14 protein-coding genes are annotated in these 15,893 nt (G+C 68.9%); 5 read left to right on the top strand and 9 right to left on the bottom strand.

Annotated features, from left to right (window positions below):
* Window positions 1–32: 32 nt before the first annotated feature.
* The 7 genes from ACAM54_RS22465 to gabT are packed head-to-tail and all read right to left on the bottom strand — an operon-like array spanning window position 33 to window position 8,140.
* A complete protein-coding gene (locus tag ACAM54_RS22465; RefSeq protein WP_369648972.1) occupies window positions 33–1,511 on the bottom strand; it encodes an NAD-dependent succinate-semialdehyde dehydrogenase in 1,479 nt (492 codons plus the stop codon).
* A gap of 37 nt (window positions 1,512–1,548) precedes the next feature.
* The gene (speB, locus tag ACAM54_RS22460; RefSeq protein ID WP_042672569.1) at window positions 1,549–2,508 is read right to left on the bottom strand and encodes an agmatinase; all 960 of its coding nucleotides are present in this window, start codon (window positions 2,506–2,508) and stop codon (window positions 1,549–1,551) included.
* A gap of 14 nt (window positions 2,509–2,522) precedes the next feature.
* Entirely contained in the window at window positions 2,523–3,341 is an 819-nt protein-coding gene (locus ACAM54_RS22455) for an ABC transporter permease (RefSeq protein ID WP_369648971.1), read from the bottom strand.
* 22 nt (window positions 3,342–3,363) lie between these two features.
* Entirely contained in the window at window positions 3,364–4,620 is a 1,257-nt protein-coding gene (locus ACAM54_RS22450) for an ABC transporter permease (RefSeq protein WP_369648970.1), read from the bottom strand.
* A gap of 21 nt (window positions 4,621–4,641) precedes the next feature.
* Window positions 4,642–5,670: an ABC transporter substrate-binding protein gene (locus ACAM54_RS22445; RefSeq protein ID WP_007827892.1), complete on the bottom strand. Its 1,029-nt coding sequence runs from the start codon at window positions 5,668–5,670 to the stop codon at window positions 4,642–4,644.
* Window positions 5,671–5,725: 55 nt separating this feature from the next.
* Window positions 5,726–6,820, bottom strand: a complete 1,095-nt coding sequence (locus tag ACAM54_RS22440) for an ABC transporter ATP-binding protein (RefSeq protein ID WP_369648969.1) — start codon at window positions 6,818–6,820, stop codon at window positions 5,726–5,728.
* Window positions 6,821–6,847: 27 nt separating this feature from the next.
* Window positions 6,848–8,140, bottom strand: coding sequence for a 4-aminobutyrate--2-oxoglutarate transaminase (gene gabT / locus ACAM54_RS22435; protein ID WP_369648968.1), 1,293 nt, complete (start codon window positions 8,138–8,140; stop codon window positions 6,848–6,850).
* A 163-nt stretch (window positions 8,141–8,303) separates the two neighbouring features.
* Here gabT and ACAM54_RS22430 point away from each other — a divergent pair, with 163 nt between their 5' ends.
* The 4 genes from ACAM54_RS22430 to ACAM54_RS22415 all read left to right on the top strand — a co-directional run bounded on the left by ACAM54_RS22430 (window position 8,304) and on the right by ACAM54_RS22415 (window position 13,065).
* A complete protein-coding gene (locus ACAM54_RS22430; protein WP_369648967.1) occupies window positions 8,304–9,713 on the top strand; it encodes a PLP-dependent aminotransferase family protein in 1,410 nt (469 codons plus the stop codon).
* 159 nt (window positions 9,714–9,872) lie between these two features.
* On the top strand, window positions 9,873–10,922 hold the full coding sequence (locus tag ACAM54_RS22425) for an ornithine cyclodeaminase (RefSeq protein ID WP_369648966.1): 1,050 nt from the start codon (window positions 9,873–9,875) through the stop codon (window positions 10,920–10,922).
* A gap of 8 nt (window positions 10,923–10,930) precedes the next feature.
* Window positions 10,931–11,980 (top strand): histone deacetylase family protein, encoded by a 1,050-nt coding sequence (locus ACAM54_RS22420; RefSeq protein WP_369648965.1) that lies wholly within the window; start codon window positions 10,931–10,933, stop codon window positions 11,978–11,980.
* A 101-nt stretch (window positions 11,981–12,081) separates the two neighbouring features.
* The gene (locus ACAM54_RS22415; protein ID WP_369648964.1) at window positions 12,082–13,065 is read left to right on the top strand and encodes a tripartite tricarboxylate transporter substrate binding protein; all 984 of its coding nucleotides are present in this window, start codon (window positions 12,082–12,084) and stop codon (window positions 13,063–13,065) included.
* Here ACAM54_RS22415 and ACAM54_RS22410 read toward each other — a convergent pair.
* Window positions 13,052–13,621 carry a TetR/AcrR family transcriptional regulator gene (locus ACAM54_RS22410; RefSeq protein ID WP_145739985.1) on the bottom strand — a complete coding sequence of 190 codons (570 nt, stop codon included), beginning with the start codon at window positions 13,619–13,621 and terminating at the stop codon, window positions 13,052–13,054. The two genes, ACAM54_RS22415 and ACAM54_RS22410, sit on opposite strands and share 14 nt — an antisense overlap.
* 89 nt (window positions 13,622–13,710) lie before the next feature.
* Between ACAM54_RS22410 and ACAM54_RS22405 the strand changes: the two genes are divergently transcribed.
* A complete protein-coding gene (locus ACAM54_RS22405) occupies window positions 13,711–14,973 on the top strand; it encodes an MFS transporter (RefSeq protein WP_369648963.1) in 1,263 nt (420 codons plus the stop codon).
* Here ACAM54_RS22405 and ACAM54_RS22400 read toward each other — a convergent pair.
* Window positions 14,963–15,799, bottom strand: coding sequence for an HAD-IIB family hydrolase (locus ACAM54_RS22400; protein WP_369648962.1), 837 nt, complete (start codon window positions 15,797–15,799; stop codon window positions 14,963–14,965). The genes ACAM54_RS22405 and ACAM54_RS22400 overlap by 11 nt on opposite strands.
* Window positions 15,800–15,893 lie beyond the last annotated feature (94 nt).

Here is a 15,893-nt window from a genome sequence, read left to right as displayed (position 1 = left end):
GGGCGGGGCTCGCCCCCGCCCTTCTTTTCTTCCTACTTCTGGATATCGCCCAGGCAGAGGTACTTGATCTCCACGTAGTCGTCCATGCCGTGGTGCGAGCCCTCGCGCCCCAGGCCCGACTGCTTCACGCCGCCGAACGGCACATGCTCGGTGGCGATCACGCCGGCGTTGATGCCGACCATGCCGTATTCCAGCGCTTCCGCCACGCGGAAGATCCGGCCCACGTCGCGGGTGTAGAAGTAGCTCGCGAGGCCGAACTCTGTGTTGTTCGCCGCATCGATGCCGTCCTGCTCGGTCTTGAATCGGAACACGGGTGCGAAGGGACCGAAGGTTTCTTCGCGCGCGCACAGCATGTCGGAGGTGGCGTCGGCAACCACGGTCGGCTCGAAGAACTGGCCCTGCATCCGGTGGCCGCCCGCGAGCACCTTGCCGCCCTTGGCGACGGCGTCGTCGACGTGGCGCTGCACCTTGTCGAGAGCCGCATCCTCGATCAGCGGACCCTGCACCACGCCATCCTCGAAGCCGTTGCCGACCTTGAGCGCCTTGACCTTGGCCGCGAACTTCTCGACGAAGGCGTCGTAGATGCCGTCCTGCACATACAGCCGGTTCGCGCAAACGCAGGTCTGGCCGGCATTGCGGTACTTGCTGGCCATCGCGCCCTCGACCGCCGAGTCCACGTCCGCATCGTCGAACACCAGGAAGGGCGCGTTGCCGCCGAGTTCGAGCGACAGCTTCTTGACCGTCGGCGCGCACTGGCTCATCAGGATGCGGCCCACTTCGGTGGAGCCCGTGAAGCTCAGGTGGCGCACGACGTCGCTCTCGCACAGCGCCTTGCCGATCGCGATGCTGTTCGCGCTGTCGGCCGTGAGCACGTTGAGCACGCCCGCCGGAATGCCGGCCCGCACGGCCAGCTCCGCTGCGGCCAGCGCAGTCAGCGGCGTGAGTTCGGCCGGCTTGATGACCACCGTGCAGCCAGCGGCCAGTGCCGGCGCCACCTTGCGGGTGATCATGGCCAGCGGAAAATTCCACGGCGTGATGGCCGCGCACACGCCGATGGCCTGCTTCATCACCAGCAGGCGGCGGTTGTTGTCGAACTGCGGCAGCACCTCGCCGTTCACGCGCTTGGCCTCTTCGGCGAACCACTCGACGAAGCTGGCGGCGTAGGCGACCTCGCCCTTGGCCTCGGCGAAGGGCTTGCCCTGCTCGGCGGTCATGAGGCGGCCGAGGTCTTCGGTGTTGGCGGTCAGCAGGTCGAACCATTTGCGCAGCACGATGCTGCGCTCCTTGCCGGTCTTGCCGCGCCAGGCGGCGAGCGCCTTGTCGGCAGCGGCAATGGCGAGCTCGGCGTCCGCGCGCGTGAGGTTGGCCACGTCGACCAGCTTCAGGCCGGTGGCCGGGTCGTTCACGTCGAAGCGGCTGGCGCCCTTTGTCCATTCGCCGGCGATCAGCGCATCGGTCTTGAGCAGGGTCGGGTCGTTCAGCAGCGAGAGAGGGGAAGTCTTCGTATCCATGGTGTCGTGTTGTCCTGGGAGAAATGAGTAGCCGGTGTCAGCGGAAAGGTACACCGGGGAGTACGCAGAGCATTTCGTAAAGCAGGTTGGCCCCGAGCAGCGCAGTGTTTCCACTCGTGTCGTAGGGCGGACTGACCTCCACCAGATCGGCGCCCACCACGTTCAACCCGCGGCAGCCGCGCACGATCTCCAATGCTTGCGGCACGGTGAGCCCGCCGATCTCCGGGGTGCCAGTGCCGCCAGCAAACGAAGGATCGATGCCGTCGATGTCGAAGCTGATATAGACCGGCTGAGTCGGCCCGATGCGCTCGCGCACCTGCGCCATCAGCGGCGCGAGCGACTGGTACCAGACCTCGTGCGCCTGCACCACCGTGAAGCCTTGCTCGCGCGGCCAGTCGAAATCGTCCGCCGCATAGCCGGTGCCGCGCAGGCCGATCTGCCAGACCTTGTCGCAGGCCAGGAGGCCTTCCTCGACGGCGCGGCGGAACGGCGTGCCGTGCGCGATGCGCTCGCCGAACATGTCGTCGTTCACGTCCGCATGCGCATCGACGTGCACCAGCGCGACCGGGCCGTGCTTGCGCGCCACCGCGCGCAGGATCGGCAGCGCGATGGTGTGGTCGCCGCCCAGCGTCAGCGGCGCGCAGCCGGCGGCCAGCACCGAGTCGTAGAAGGTCGAAACGATGTCGATCGACTTTTCGAGCGAATAGGTGTTGATCGGCACGTCGCCCAGGTCGGCCACGTTCAGCCGGTCGAAAGGCGCCGCGCCGGTGGCCATGTTGTAGGGGCGCAGCAGCGCCGATTCGGCGCGGATCTGGCGCGGCCCGAAGCGTGCACCCGGACGGTTGGAAGTGCCGATGTCCAGCGGCACGCCGATGAACGCCGCGTCCAGCCCCTCCGGCGAAGTTGCGGCCGGCAGCCGCATCATCGTGCCGGGGCCGGCGAAGCGCGGCATGGTGTTGCCGCCGAGCGGCTGGTTCGGTGTCGTGGTGATCGGCATCGTGTGGAGCGGGTTCAGCGCCGCCGGCCGCGCAGCCATTCGAGCGCGAGCAGCAGCGTGGTGGTGAAGATGATCAGCAGCGTCGCCACGGCGGCGATGGTGGGCGAGATGTTCTCGCGGATGCCGGTGAACATCTGGCGCGGCAGCGTGACCTGGTCGGGCCCCGCGAGGAACAGCGTGACCACCACTTCGTCGAACGAGGTGGCGAAGGCGAACAACGCGCCCGAGATCACGCCTGGCGCAATCACCGGCAGCGTGACGCGCATGAAAGTCCTGAACGGTGTCTCGCCCAGGCTCAGCGATGCGCGCACCAGGTTCTGGTTGAAGCCGGCCAGCGTGGCGAGCACCGTGGTCAGCACGAAAGGTGCACCCAGCGCCGCGTGCACCACGATCAGCCCGAAGTAAGTGTCGGCCAGCCCGAGCGGTGCGAAGTAGAGGTACGTGGCGACGCCCACCACCACGATCGGCACCACCATCGGCGAGATCAGCACGCTCATGAGCAGGCCCTTGAAGGCGAAGCTCGTGCGCGACAACCCCACCGCCGCCAGCGTGCCCAGCACGGTGGCCAGCACCGTGGCGGCCGGCGCGACGATGAAGCTGTTGCGCGCCGCACGCGCCCACTCGGGCGATTCGAAGAGGTTGCGATACCACCGCAGCGACCAGCCGGGAATCGGATAGGCCAGGAACGAACTGTCGGAGAACGACAGCGGAATCACCACCAGGATCGGCGCCAGCAGGAAGGCCAGCACCGCGACGCAGCCGGCGCGCACCAGCCACCAGCCGAGCTTGTCGGCGAAGGTGGCGTAGGCCGGGAATTGGGGAAGCTTGAACATGCTTGTCGGTCCTTCGTGCCGCTCAGCCGAGGCTCAACTCGGCCTTGCCGATGCGGCGGTAGACGGCATACAGCAGCAGCGTGGCGACCAGCAGCACGGCGCCCAGCGCGCAGGCCATGCCCCAGTTGATCTCCACGTTGGTGTAGCGCGCGATGTAGTAGCTCAGCATCTGGTCGTCCGCGCCGCCGAGCAGCGCCGGCGTCACGTAGTAGCCGATCGCCAGGATGAAGACCAGCAGCGCGCCGGCGCCGATGCCCGGATAGGTCTGCGGCACGTACACGCGGAAGAAGGCCGCCAGCGGCGAGCTGCCCAGCGAGACGGCTGCGCGAAGGTAGGTGGGCGGCACGCTCTTCATGACGCTGTAGAGCGGCAGGATCATGAAGGGCAGCAGGATGTGCACCATCGCGATGATCACGCCGGTGCGGTTGAACAGCAGCGCCAGCGGATGGTCGGTCAGGCCGATGCCCATGAGGCCCCGGTTGACCAGCCCCTCGGACTGCAGCAGCACGATCCAGGCAGCCACGCGCACCAGGATGGAAGTCCAGAACGGTACCAGCACCAGGATCATCAGCACGTTGGCCTTGCGCGCCGGCAGCGTCGACAGCCACCACGCCAGCGGATAGGCCAGCAGCAGGCAGAAGAAGGTGACGACGGCGCTGATCTGGAAGGTGCGCAGCAGGATGCCGGCAAAGGCGCGCTGGTCGGCGGGCATGCGCTCGATCTCGCCGGCCACGTCGCGCCGCAGGTCGACCGAGGCGAGCAGGTAGTCGGGCGTCCAGCGCGAGCCGTTCTTGGCGATCGCCTGCCAGTACGGCGCCTCGCCCCAGCGCGGGTCGAGCTCCAGCATGCGCGCCTTGACTTCTTCCGGCGTGCCGGCGATCGGCAGCGCCCGGAAGGTGCCCATCACCAGCGAGCGGGCGCCCGCGATCTCGGTGTTGAGGCGGCGCGCCAGGGCGCCCGCGTCGGAGCTGTCGGGCAGCTGGGCGAGATCGGCTGCTATGGCCGCAAAGGCCGCTGGCGCGGGCGCCTCCTTGCGGTTCCAGCCGTCGAGCGCACGCACGGTGCGCGGCAGCGCGTTGGCCACCTCGGGGTTCTCGACCGCGCGCTGCAGCAGCGCCACGATGGGCACCAGCAAGGTCAGCAGCAGGAACACCAGCAGCGGCACCGTGAGCGCAAAGGCGCGCCATTTGCGGCGGGCTTCGGCGCGCCCCAGCGCACGCCGAAGCTCGCCGGGCGGAGCCTGCATCGAAACCTGGGGGACAGACGTTGCCGCGTGCATGGCCTTCTTCGCGCCGCTCGTTTACTGCGTGGCCCAGGACGCGAAGCGCTTCTCGAGCGCCTCGCCCTGGTCGGCCCAGAAGCCGACGCTGAACTGCAGCGCATCCTTGGCGTTGGCCGCCGAGGTCGGCAGGTCGGCGAGCACCTTGGGGCTGAGCGAGGCCAGCGCCTTGGTGTTGGTGGGGCCGTAGGCGATGCTCTGTGCATAGACCGCCTGGTTGGCCGGCTGCATCGTGAACTGGATGTACTTCAGCGAGGCTTCCTTGTTCGGGGCGCCCTTCGGGATCACCAGGTAGTCGAGGTCGTAGATGCCGCCCGGCCAGTAGATCTTGAGGTCGCGGCCTTCGCGGTTGGCCGCGTCGATGCGGCCGTTGTACACCGTGGTCAGCACCACGTCACCGGCCACCAGGAACTGTGGCGGCTGCGCACCGGCTTCCCACCACTGGATGTTGGGCTTCAGCTCGGTGAGCTTCTTGAACGCGCGGTCGGCGCCTTCCTTGGTGGCGAGCACCTTGTACACGTCGGCCGGCTTCACGCCGTCGGCCATGAGCGCGAACTCGAGGTTGTAGCGCGCGCCCTTGCGCATGCCGCGCTTGCCGGGGATCTTCTTCACGTCCCAGAAGTCGGCCCAGCTGGTGGGCGCGGTCTTGAGCTTCTCGCCGTTGTAGGCCATCACGGTCGACCACACGAACAGGCCCACGCCGCAGTCGGTGACCGCGGCCGGCAGGAAGTCGGCCTTGCTGCCGATCTTCGAATAGTCGAGCTTCTCGAACAGGCCCTCGTCGCAGCCGCGCACCGCGTCGGGCGATTCGACTTCGACCACATCCCAGGTGACCTTCTTCGTTTCGACCATGGCCTTGATCTTGGCCTGTTCGCCGTTGTATTCGACCGGGATGATCTTGGTGCCGGTCTTCTCGTAGGGCTCGTAATAGGCCTTCTTCTGGGCATTGGCGTTGGCGCCGCCGAAGTTGACCACGGTGAGCTGCTGCTGGGCCAGGGCCGGCAGCGCGAAGCTGGCGGCGACGATGCAGGCGAGGAATGTCTTTTTCATGATGGAAATCTTCCTGGGTGATGAAAGGAAACGAGGGAACAACAACGGACCGGGATCAGGGGGCATAGATGCGCGCGTGCGCGGTGGGGAATTCGAGCACCACCGCTTCGCCGGCCCGCGGCGCAGCGGCGCCGTCGAGGCCGTCCAGCGGCAGCTTCACGGTGGCTTCGGTCTGGCCGCCGCCGACGCTGCACAAGAGCCGCAGGTGGTCGCCGTAGTAGATGACGCGCGCCACCTCGGCGGCGAGCATGTTGGTGCCCTGCGTCTCCGGCCGGCGGTGCAGCACCACGCGTTCGGGGCGGATGCAGGCCTCCACGGCCGCACCCGCGGCCGCGCCGCCGACGTTGAGCCCGCGCAGCACGCGGCCGTCGGGCAGCTTCATCTCGGCGTGCTCGCCGCCGCGGTCCAGCTGGCCCTTGAGCACGGTGCTGTCGCCGACGAAGCCGGCCACGAAGCGGTTGGATGGCGTCTCGTAGAGCCGGTCGACCGTGTCCAGCTGCTGGATCACGCCTTCGTTGAACACCGCCACGCGGTCGCTCATGGTGAGCGCTTCGCCCTGGTCGTGCGTCACGTAGACGAAGGTCACGCCGAGCTGGCGGTGCAGGTCCTTGAGCTCGAGCTGCATGTGCTCGCGCAGCTGCTTGTCGAGCGCGCCGAGCGGCTCGTCCATCAGCACCAGCTGCGGCTCGAACACCAGCGCGCGCGCCAGCGCCACGCGCTGCTGCTGGCCGCCCGAGAGCTGGCCGGGCAGGCGGTCGGTCATGCCGCGCAGCTGCACCATGTCGAGCGCGCGCTGCACGCGGCGCTGCTGCTCGTCTTTCGAAACCTTGCGCACGGTGAGCGGGTAGGCCACGTTCTGGCCCACGCTCAGGTGCGGAAACAGCGCGTAGTTCTGGAAGACCATGCCGAAGTTGCGCTTGTGCGGCGGCGTGCGGGTGATCGGCTTGCCGTCGAGCAGGATCTCGCCCGAGGTCGGCGACTCGAAGCCCGCCAGCATCATCAGCGTGGTGGTCTTGCCCGACCCCGAAGGCCCGAGCAGGCTGAGGAACTCGCCGCGGTGAATGTCCAGATCGAGCTGGCGCACCACCAGGTGCTCGCCGTCGTAAGTCTTCTGGACGCGCTGGAAGCGCACCAAGGGTTCTGCTGTCATGGAGGATTTCAGGAAAGGATCGTTCGATCAGCGCAGCGCGGCGAAGCTGTCCGCGAGAAGCGCCAGGCCTTCGTCCACAAGCAAGTCGGATGCCGTGAGCGGCACCAGCACGCGAATTACATTGCCATAGGTGCCGCATGACAGCAGGATTAACCCGCGCCGCGCCGCCTCGGCCACCACCTGGCGGGTCAGCGCGGCATCGGGCCGCGCGGTGTCGCCTGCTTCGAACAGCTCGACGGCCACCATGGCCCCGAGCCCCCGCACATCGCCGATGGCCGGCACCTCGGCCGCGATGCGGCGCAGCCCGGCGGTGAGCCGCTCGCCCAGCGCCCGGCTGCGGGCCAGCAACTGCTCGTCGTCGAACACTTTCAGCACCGCGAGCGCCGCGGCGCAGCCGATGGGGCTGCCGGCATAGGTGCCGCCCAGCCCGCCAGGCGCGGGGGCATCCATCACCTCGGCCCGGCCCACCACGCCGGAGATCGGAAAGCCGCCCGCCATCGACTTGGCGGTGGTGATCAGGTCCGGCGCCACCGGCCACTGCTCGCTGGCAAACCAGGTGCCGGTGCGGCCCGCGCCGGTCTGCACCTCGTCGGCAATGATCAGGATGCCGTGGCGATCCGCCAGCGCGCGCAGGCCCTCGACGAAGTCGTTGGGCGCCACATAGAAGCCGCCCTCGCCCTGAACCGGCTCCAGGATGAAGGCCGCCACGCGCTCGGGCTCGATGTCGTTCTTGAACAGCAGCTCGACCGAATGCAGGGCGTCGTCCACGCTCACGCCGTGCAGCGCGTTCGGGTACAGCGCATGGAACACCTCGCCCGGGAACGGGCCGAAGCCGAGCTTGTAGGGCGCCACCTTGCCGGTCAGGCCGAGCGTCATCATCGTGCGGCCGTGGTAGCCGCCGTTGAAGGCGATGACGCCGGGCCGCCGGGTGTGGGCGCGGGCGATCTTGACCGCGTTCTCGACCGCCTCGGCGCCGGTGCTCAGGAAGATCGACTTCTTCGCGAATTCGCCCGGCGCCAGCGCGTTCAGGCGCTCGGCCAGTTCCACATAGGGTTCGTAGGCCAGCACCTGGAAGCAGGTGTGCGAATAAAGATCGACCTGCGCCTTCACGGCGGCGCTGATCTCCGGATGGCAGTGGCCGGTGTTGAGCACCGCGATGCCGCCGGCGAAGTCGATGTAGCGCCGCCCCTCGACGTCCCAGACTTCCGCGTTGGCGGCGCGGCTGACGAAGATCTCATGGGCCTGGCCAACGCCGCGGGCGACCGCCGCATTGCGGCGGGCCATGAGGGCGGCATTGCTGAGGTGGGGTTCGCGTTGCATGGGTACGGCCTGTGCTTTGAAGAGGGAGTGCCGGCACTCTAGGTCGCACGAATCGATCCAGCCATGTACACCGGAAGTGATCGCCGGGAAGACTGTACTGGTCTTGTATCCTGTACATACTTTCCTCAATATGGTGCAGGCCGGACTGCCGCAGACGCCCCCGATGCTCATTCTTCGCCCCGAACAGCCGACGCCGCTGGTCAGCCAGATCGTGGAAGGGTTGCGCGGACTGATCGGCGCCCAGAAGCTCAAGGCCGACAGCAAGCTGCCGTCGATCCGCGCCTTTGCCGCGGCGCATGGCGTCAGTGTGTTCACGGTGGTCGAGGCCTACGACCGGCTGGTGGCGCAGGGCCTGCTGGTCTCGCGCGCCAATGCCGGCTTCTTCGTCAAGCGGCGCATCGAGGACAGCGCCGCCGGCGCGGCCAGCGCGCCCCGCCCGGACCCGCGCTTCGACGCCCGCTGGTACCTGCAGCAGATCTTCGAGAACCGCAACCTGCCGCTCAAGCCCGGCTGCGGCTGGCTGCCGCACGACTGGCTGTTCGAGGACGGCATGCGCCGCAGCCTGCGCCACCTGGCCTCCGAGGGGGCCGACATCGGCGGCTACGGCCTGCCCTTCGGCCACATGGCGTTGCGCATGGCGACGGCCGAGGCGCTCTCGGAGCAGCAGATCGTGGTCGATGCCGCCCAGGTGTTGCTGACCCAGGGTTCCAGCCAGGCGCTGGACCTGGTCGCGCGCCGCCTGCTCAAGCCGGGCGATTCGGTGCTGGTGGACGACCCGGGCTATCCGAACCTGATGTTCATGCTCCGCTTCCTGGGCGTGGAGATCGTCGGCGTGCCGCGCATTCCCACGGGCTACGACATGCCGGCGCTCGAGGCGCTGCTCGCGGCGCATCGGCCCAAGGCCTTCTTCACCCAGCCCCGGCTGCAGAGCCCGACCTGCTCGATGGCCTCGCTGCCGCAGCTCGTGCAACTGCTGCAGCTCGCGCAGGCGCACGACTTCACGCTGGTCGAGAACGACATCTATGCCGAGATGGACGCCTCGATGCGCCCCTCGCTCGCCAGCCTGGGGCAGCTGCGCCGCGTGGTCTACGTGGGCAGCTACTCGAAGACCATCTCGCCCAACATCCGCGTCGGCTACGTGGTCGCCCAGCCGGAGCTGCTCGAAGAACTGGCGCAGCTCAAGATGGTCTCGGGCCTGACCTCGTCCGACATCACCGAGCGGCTGGCCTTCGGCACCGTGACCGACGGCCGCTGGCGCAAGCACCTCAAGTCGCTGCGCGAGCGCCTCGCGCAGGCGCAGGGCAGCGTCGCGCGGCGGCTGGACGGGCTCGGCTTCGAACTGTTCCACGAAGCCGCGGCCGGCATGTACCTGTGGGCCCGGCACCCCGACATTGCCGATAGCGCCGAGCTCTCGCGGCGCGCCGCGGCGGAGGGCATCATGCTCGGCCCGGGCCAGCTGTTCCTGGTCAACCCGCATCCCACCGGCTGGCTGCGCTTCAACGTGGCCTTCAGCGAAGACGAGCGGCTCTGGCGCTTCCTGGAGCGCAGCATCGAAGAGCGCAGGCACGACTGAAGCTGCTTCCAGCGGGGCTCCGGCGGGGGCTCGCCACGGCCTGCAAGCAGGCGCACAATGGCTCCAACCCCTGGCGCAGGCGCATCCTGGATCAGCCATGGTGGAGTGGACACGTAAAGGAATGAAGCGCCGCGTCCGGGCTACGCAAGGAGCCGCGCCATGACCCGCTTCATCGATGTTCACAGCCTGGTTCGCCTGGTGGACGAAACCGGCGTTCCGGAATTCCTCAAGGCCCTGGCCGACGCGCTGCGCGACGACTTCATGCGCTGGCGCGAGTTCGACAAGAAGGCGCGCGTGGCCAGCCACTCGCACCTGGGCGTGATCGAGCTGATGCCGGTGGCCGACGACGGCGCCTACGCCTTCAAGTACGTCAACGGCCATCCGCACAACACGGCCGTGGGGCTGCCGACGGTCATGGCCTTTGGCGTGCTGGCCGAGGTCGACACGGGCTACCCCGTGCTGCTGTCGGAGCTCACGCTCACCACCGCGCTGCGCACCGCCGCCACCTCGGCGATGGCGGCGCAGGCGCTGGCGCGGCCCGGCGTGCGCAGCATGGCGCTGATCGGCAACGGCTCGCAGAGCGAGTTCCAGGCGCTGGCCTTCCATGCGCTGCTGGGCATCGAGGAGGTGCGCGTCTTCGACATCGATCCGCGCGCCACAGACAAGCTGGTGCGCCATTTGTCGGCCTGCACGCCGCTCGAGGTGGTGCGCGCGCCGTCGGTCGCTGATGCGGTGCGCGGCGCCGACATCGTGACCACGGTCACGGCGCACCAGGGCCACGCGGTGGTACTCGCGCCCGGCATGATCGAGCCGGGCATGCACATCAATGCGGTGGGCGGCGATTCGCCCGGCAAGACCGAACTGCACCCTGACGTGCTGCGCCTGGCGCGCGTGTTCGTCGAATACGAGCCCCAGACCCGCATCGAGGGCGAGATCCAGCAGCTGCCGGCCGACTTCCCGGTGCACGAGCTCTGGAAGGTGCTGCTCGGCAGCGTGCCCGGGCGCGAGAGCGCCGGGCAGGTCACGGTGTTCGACTCGGTCGGCTTTGCGCTGGAGGACTACACGGCACTGCGCTACATCCACCAGCTGTCGCTGGAGCGCGGCATCGGCCAGCAGATCGCGCTGGTGCCCGAACTCGACGACCCGAAGGACCTGTTCGGGCTGACCGCGTCCGGCCGGCGCCGGGCGGTGCTGCGGCGTGCGGCATGATGCGCGGCATGCTCACCATCTACAACGACCAGCACGCATTGCACCAGGGCAAAGTCGAGATGTTCCGCGGCGAACTGGTGCCGTGCTTCGAGGTGCCCGCCCGCGTCGACCATGTGAAACTCGAACTGGAGCGCCGCGGCCTCGGCCCGCTGCAGGTGCCCGATGCCTTCGACGAGGCACTGCTGGCCAGGGTGCATGCGCCGCGCTACCTCGACTTCATCGCCCATGCCTGGGACGAGTGGTTGGCGCTCGATCCGTCCAACGCATCGCGCGATGCCCTGCCTTCGTACTGGCCCACGCGCGGCATGCGCACCGATGTATTGCCGAAGAGCTTTCCCGCACGCATGGGGCTGTTCTCTTTCGATGCGGGCACGCCGCTCATGGCCGGCAGCTGGGCCGCCGCGCGCCACGGCGCCGCCTGCGCCTGGACCGCGGCGCAGCGCGTTGCTGGCGGCGAGCGCGCCGCCTTCGCGCTCACGCGGCCGCCCGGCCACCATGCGGGCGCCGATTTCTTCGGCGGCTACTGCTTCGTCAACAACGCCGCCGTGGCCGCGCAGGCGCTGCGCGATGCGGGCGTGGCGCGCGTGGCGGTGCTCGACGTGGACTACCACCACGGCAACGGCACGCAGGCCATCTTCTACGAGCGCAGCGACGTGCATTTTGCGAGCCTGCATGGCGATCCGCTGACCGACTATCCCTACTACCTGGGCCATGCCGACGAGCGTGGCGCGGGCGCCGGGCTCGGCTTCAACCACAACCTGCCGCTCACGCGCGGTGCGGACTTCGCCACCTGGCGCGCGGCGCTGAAGGCCGCGCTCGGCGGCATTGCCGAAGTGCGCGCGGGCGCGCTGGTGGTGTCGCTCGGCGTCGACACCTTCGAAGGCGACCCGGTCGCGGGCTTCCGGCTCCAAAGCGACGACTACCTGCGCATGGGCGAAGACCTGGCGCGCGCCGGCCTGCCCACGGTGTTCGTGTTCGAGGGCGGCTACGCGGTGGCGGAGGTGGGCGTCAACGCCGTCAACGTGCTGCAGGGTTTCGAGCAGCAGGCCGCGGGCTGAGCCGCAGGCGACAGCAGTCGGGTGAGCACCGATTGCCGCCGCGCCAAGGGCAGGGCCCAATGCGCCCTTTTGCTTTTTTCCCGTTCCAGGAACCCGCCACCATGTCCCGCCGATCCCTTCTCCGTGCCGCCACGCTCGCCGCAGCCCGCGGGCTTCTTCTGTCTCCGCTGGCGGCGCTCGCGCAGGCCTTTCCCTCCAAGCCGGTCAAGCTGGTCATCGCCTTCCCCGCGGGCGGGCCCACCGACATCACGATGCGCCAGCTGGCCGACAACGCGAGCAAGATCCTCGGCCAGCCCGTCATCATCGACAACAAGCCCGGCGCCGGCGGCACCTTGCCCGCGCAGGCGCTGCAGACCGCGCAGCCCGACGGCTACACGGTCGCGCAGATTCCGCTCGGCGTGTTCCGCCTCGGCTACACCACCAAGATCAACTGGGACCCGCTCAAGGACATCAGCTACGTGCTCAACGTCACGGGCTATGCCTTCGGCATCGTGGTGCCGGCCGACAGCCCGTTCAAGACCTGGGCCGACTTCGTCGCCTATGCCAAGGCCAACCCCGGCAAGCTCACCTACGGCTCCACCGGCAACCTCACGAGCCCGCATCTCACGACCGAACTGATCGCACAGAAGGCCGGCATCCAGCTGCAGCACGTGCCCTACAAGGGCAGCGCCGACCTGATGCTCGCGGTGGTCAGCGGCCAGCTGATGGCGGCCGCCGACAGCACCGGCTTCGCGCCGCAGGTCGAGGCCGGCAAGCTGCGCGTGCTCAACACCTGGGGCGAGAAGCGCCTGGCCAAGTTCCCCGATGCGCCGACGCTGAAGGAACTGGGCTACGACATCGTGCAGAACTCGCCCTTCGGCATCGGCGCCCCCAAGGGCACGCCGCCCGAGGTGGTGAAGAAACTGCACGACGCCTTCAAGCAGGCAATGGAAGAGCCGAGCTATGTGGCCTCGCTCGGCCGCTACGACATGCTGCCCAACTACATGAGCTCGGCGGCCTACACCAGGTTCGCGCAGGACACGGTGGTGCGCGAGAAGGCGGTGATCGAGAAGCTGGGGCTCGCGAAGGAAGTCAAGACGAACTGAGCACGAACAGCTCGTCCACCAGCCGCTTCGCCAGCGCCGGCTTCACGGGGTCGCCGCCGAACACGAGGCGAAACACGATCGGCGCGATCAGGTGATCGATCACCTGCTGCGCCTCGGGTGCCCGCTCGCCACGGGCGTGCGCCTGCTCGACCAGCTTCAGCGCTTCCTTGCGGCGGTTGCGCAGGCAGTCGGTGTCGGCGCCGCCGTCGGCCAGTGCGGCCGCGGCTTTCAACAGCGAGGTGTTGCAGGGGCGCGCAAGGTGCGTGATGAGTTCCTGCGCCCATGCCGTCAGGTCCTGCCGCAGCGAGCCCGTGTCGGGCAGGGGCCGGTTCGGGTCCAGCCGGTGCGCCGCCGTCTCGGCCAGCAGGCCCGACAAGTCGCCCCATCGGCGGTAGATGCTCGAGGCGCTGACGCCGGCGCGCTCGGCCACCGCCGGGACGGTCACGCGTTCGCGCCCCTGTTCGGCCACCAGTTCTTCGAGCGCAGTGCGCACCAGCGCCTGCACCTGGGCGCTGCGGCCGCCGGGACGCTTGTTCGGAAGGACGACATCGTTCATGCAAGGACTTTAACGCAAAGATATTTGCTTTAGGAGGGATGCGGGTCTAGAATCGTAAAAGCTAAAAAAATTGCGTTAAGGATTCGCCCATGCCGTCCTCCTGTCCTGAGCTTGCCGCTGCCACTGCCGCCGCGTCCCGTGCCAAGCCGTGGCGCCTGCCCGCGGCCGCCGGATTTGCGCTGCTGGCGACGGTGCTGTTCGCGTTCTTCTTCGCGGCTGCCGCGCCGTCGCCGCTGTTCGTGGTGTTCCAGCACGCCTGGGGTTTCTCGTCGTCGATGCTCACCGTGGCTTTCGCCGTCTACGCGATCGCGTTGCTGATCTCGCTGCTGGTCGCGGGATCGCTGTCGGACCATATCGGGCGCCGGCCCGTGGTGCTGGCAGCGCTGGTGCTGCAGGCGCTGGCGATGGGGCTCTTCCTGCTGGCGCATGGCATCGGCGGGCTGATCGCCGCGCGCGTGGTGCAGGGCGTGGCCACGGGCGTCGCAAGCGGCGCGCTGAGCGCGGCAGTGGTCGAGGCCGCGCCGGCTGCGCGCAAGCGGCTGGGCGCATTGATCACGAGCGTGTCGCCGCTCGCGGGGCTCGCGGCGGGAGCGCTGCTGACGGGCATGGCGGTGAAGTTCAGCGCCGCGCCGGTGGCGCTGGTGTTCGGCGTGCTCGCCGCGGTGTTCGCACTGGGCGCGGCCGCGGTGCTGTGGATGCCCGAGACCGTCACGCCGCGTGCCGGTGCGCTGGCTTCGCTGGTGCCGCGTGTGTCCATTCCCGTTCGGGCGCGGGCCGACTTTGCGCGCGGCCTGCCGGTGTTCATCGTGGTGTGGGCGCTGGGCGGCCTGTATCTGTCGCTCGCACCCTCGCTGATGCACCATGTGTTCGGCATCGACAACGGCGTGGTCAACGGCCTCACGGTGGCGGTCCTCTCGGGCTTCGGCGCGATCGCGCCCGCCCTGCTCGGCCGCCTTGGCGCGCCGCGATCGGTCATCTTCGGCACGGCCAGCATCGCGGCCGGTCTGGCGTTGCTGCTCGCATCGCTGGCCACCCGATCGCTCGCGCTGTTCTTTGCCGGCACCGCGATCGCGGGACTGGGCTTCGGCGGCTCTTTCTCGGCGCTGGTGCAGACGCTCGCACCCCAGGCCGATTCGCACGAGCGCGGCGAGCTGTTCGCCGCCATCTTCGTGGTGAGCTATCTTGCGTTCAGCCTGCCCGCAATGCTGGCCGGCTTCCTGGTGGCGCCGCTCGGATTGCTGGACACGGTGAAGGGCTATGCGGCCGTGCTGCTGCTGATTGCGGCCTTCGGCACCTGGCGCCAATGGTCGGTGCTGCGCCGCTGCGCCCGCAGCGGGCCGGTCAACGGGTAGCGCGGGCCGAGAGAATCGCGCGCACCGCCTCGGCAAAGCCCGCGCCGCGTTCCCCCTCGGTCACATGGCGCGGCAGGTGCTCCAGCTGCGGCACGAAGCGCGCGACGTTCGCCACGCCGATGCTGCTCGCGAAGGTGCGGAACATCAGCTGGTCGTTGGTGGAGTCGCCCACGTAGGCCCAGCGGTCGAGTTCGTCGTCGAGCGTTCGGCCCCAGAGCTCGCGCACGATCCAGCGCGCGCCTTCGAGCTTGTCGTTGTCGCCGTACCAGCCGTTGATGTGGATGCTGCTCACGGTGGCGTGCATGCCTTCGCCGCGCATCAGCGCGACGACCTGCGCGATGGTCTCTTCGCCCAGCTGCACGAACTCGCTGTGGTCGATGGCGATGTCGGTCTCGCGGCCCGGTGAATCGGTGGCGCGCCGCGCGCCCGGGATCTCGCGCTCGATGCGCGCCAGCACGGCCTGCATGCGCTCGAAGTTGGCGCTGCGCGTGGGCGCATCCTGCATATAGCGCTTTTCGATCTTGCCCTCGGCCGCGGGCAGCAGCGCCACCGCGCCGTTCTCGGCCACGATGGCATCGACCGGCCAGGTGTTGACGAAGGGCAGGCTCCAGCCCACGGGCCGGCCCGTGATGGCCACGATGGAAAGGCCCGCGGCCTTGAGATCGCCGAGCGCCTGCAGCGCATCGGGCGTGATCGCGCCCTCGGTGGTGAGCGTGTCGTCGATATCGGTGAACACACCCGCGAGCGCGCGGCGCACGGGCGCGGCCCAGCGGTCCAGCGGCAGCAGGTGGGTGGGCGAGGGCGGAAGGGAGGTCGGCGAAGGCATGGGGAGCGGGCAATCTCTGCAGAGCCCGTGATCGTACCGGCGGTTTCGTGTAGCATCCCGCCCCCGCCGCGCGTTCCAACGCCGGCGCGGCGCT

It is taken from the genome of Variovorax sp. V93 (assembly GCF_041154485.1).
Lineage (GTDB): Bacteria > Pseudomonadota > Gammaproteobacteria > Burkholderiales > Burkholderiaceae_C > Variovorax > Variovorax beijingensis_A.
This window is presented reverse-complemented; position numbering and strand designations above follow the sequence as displayed.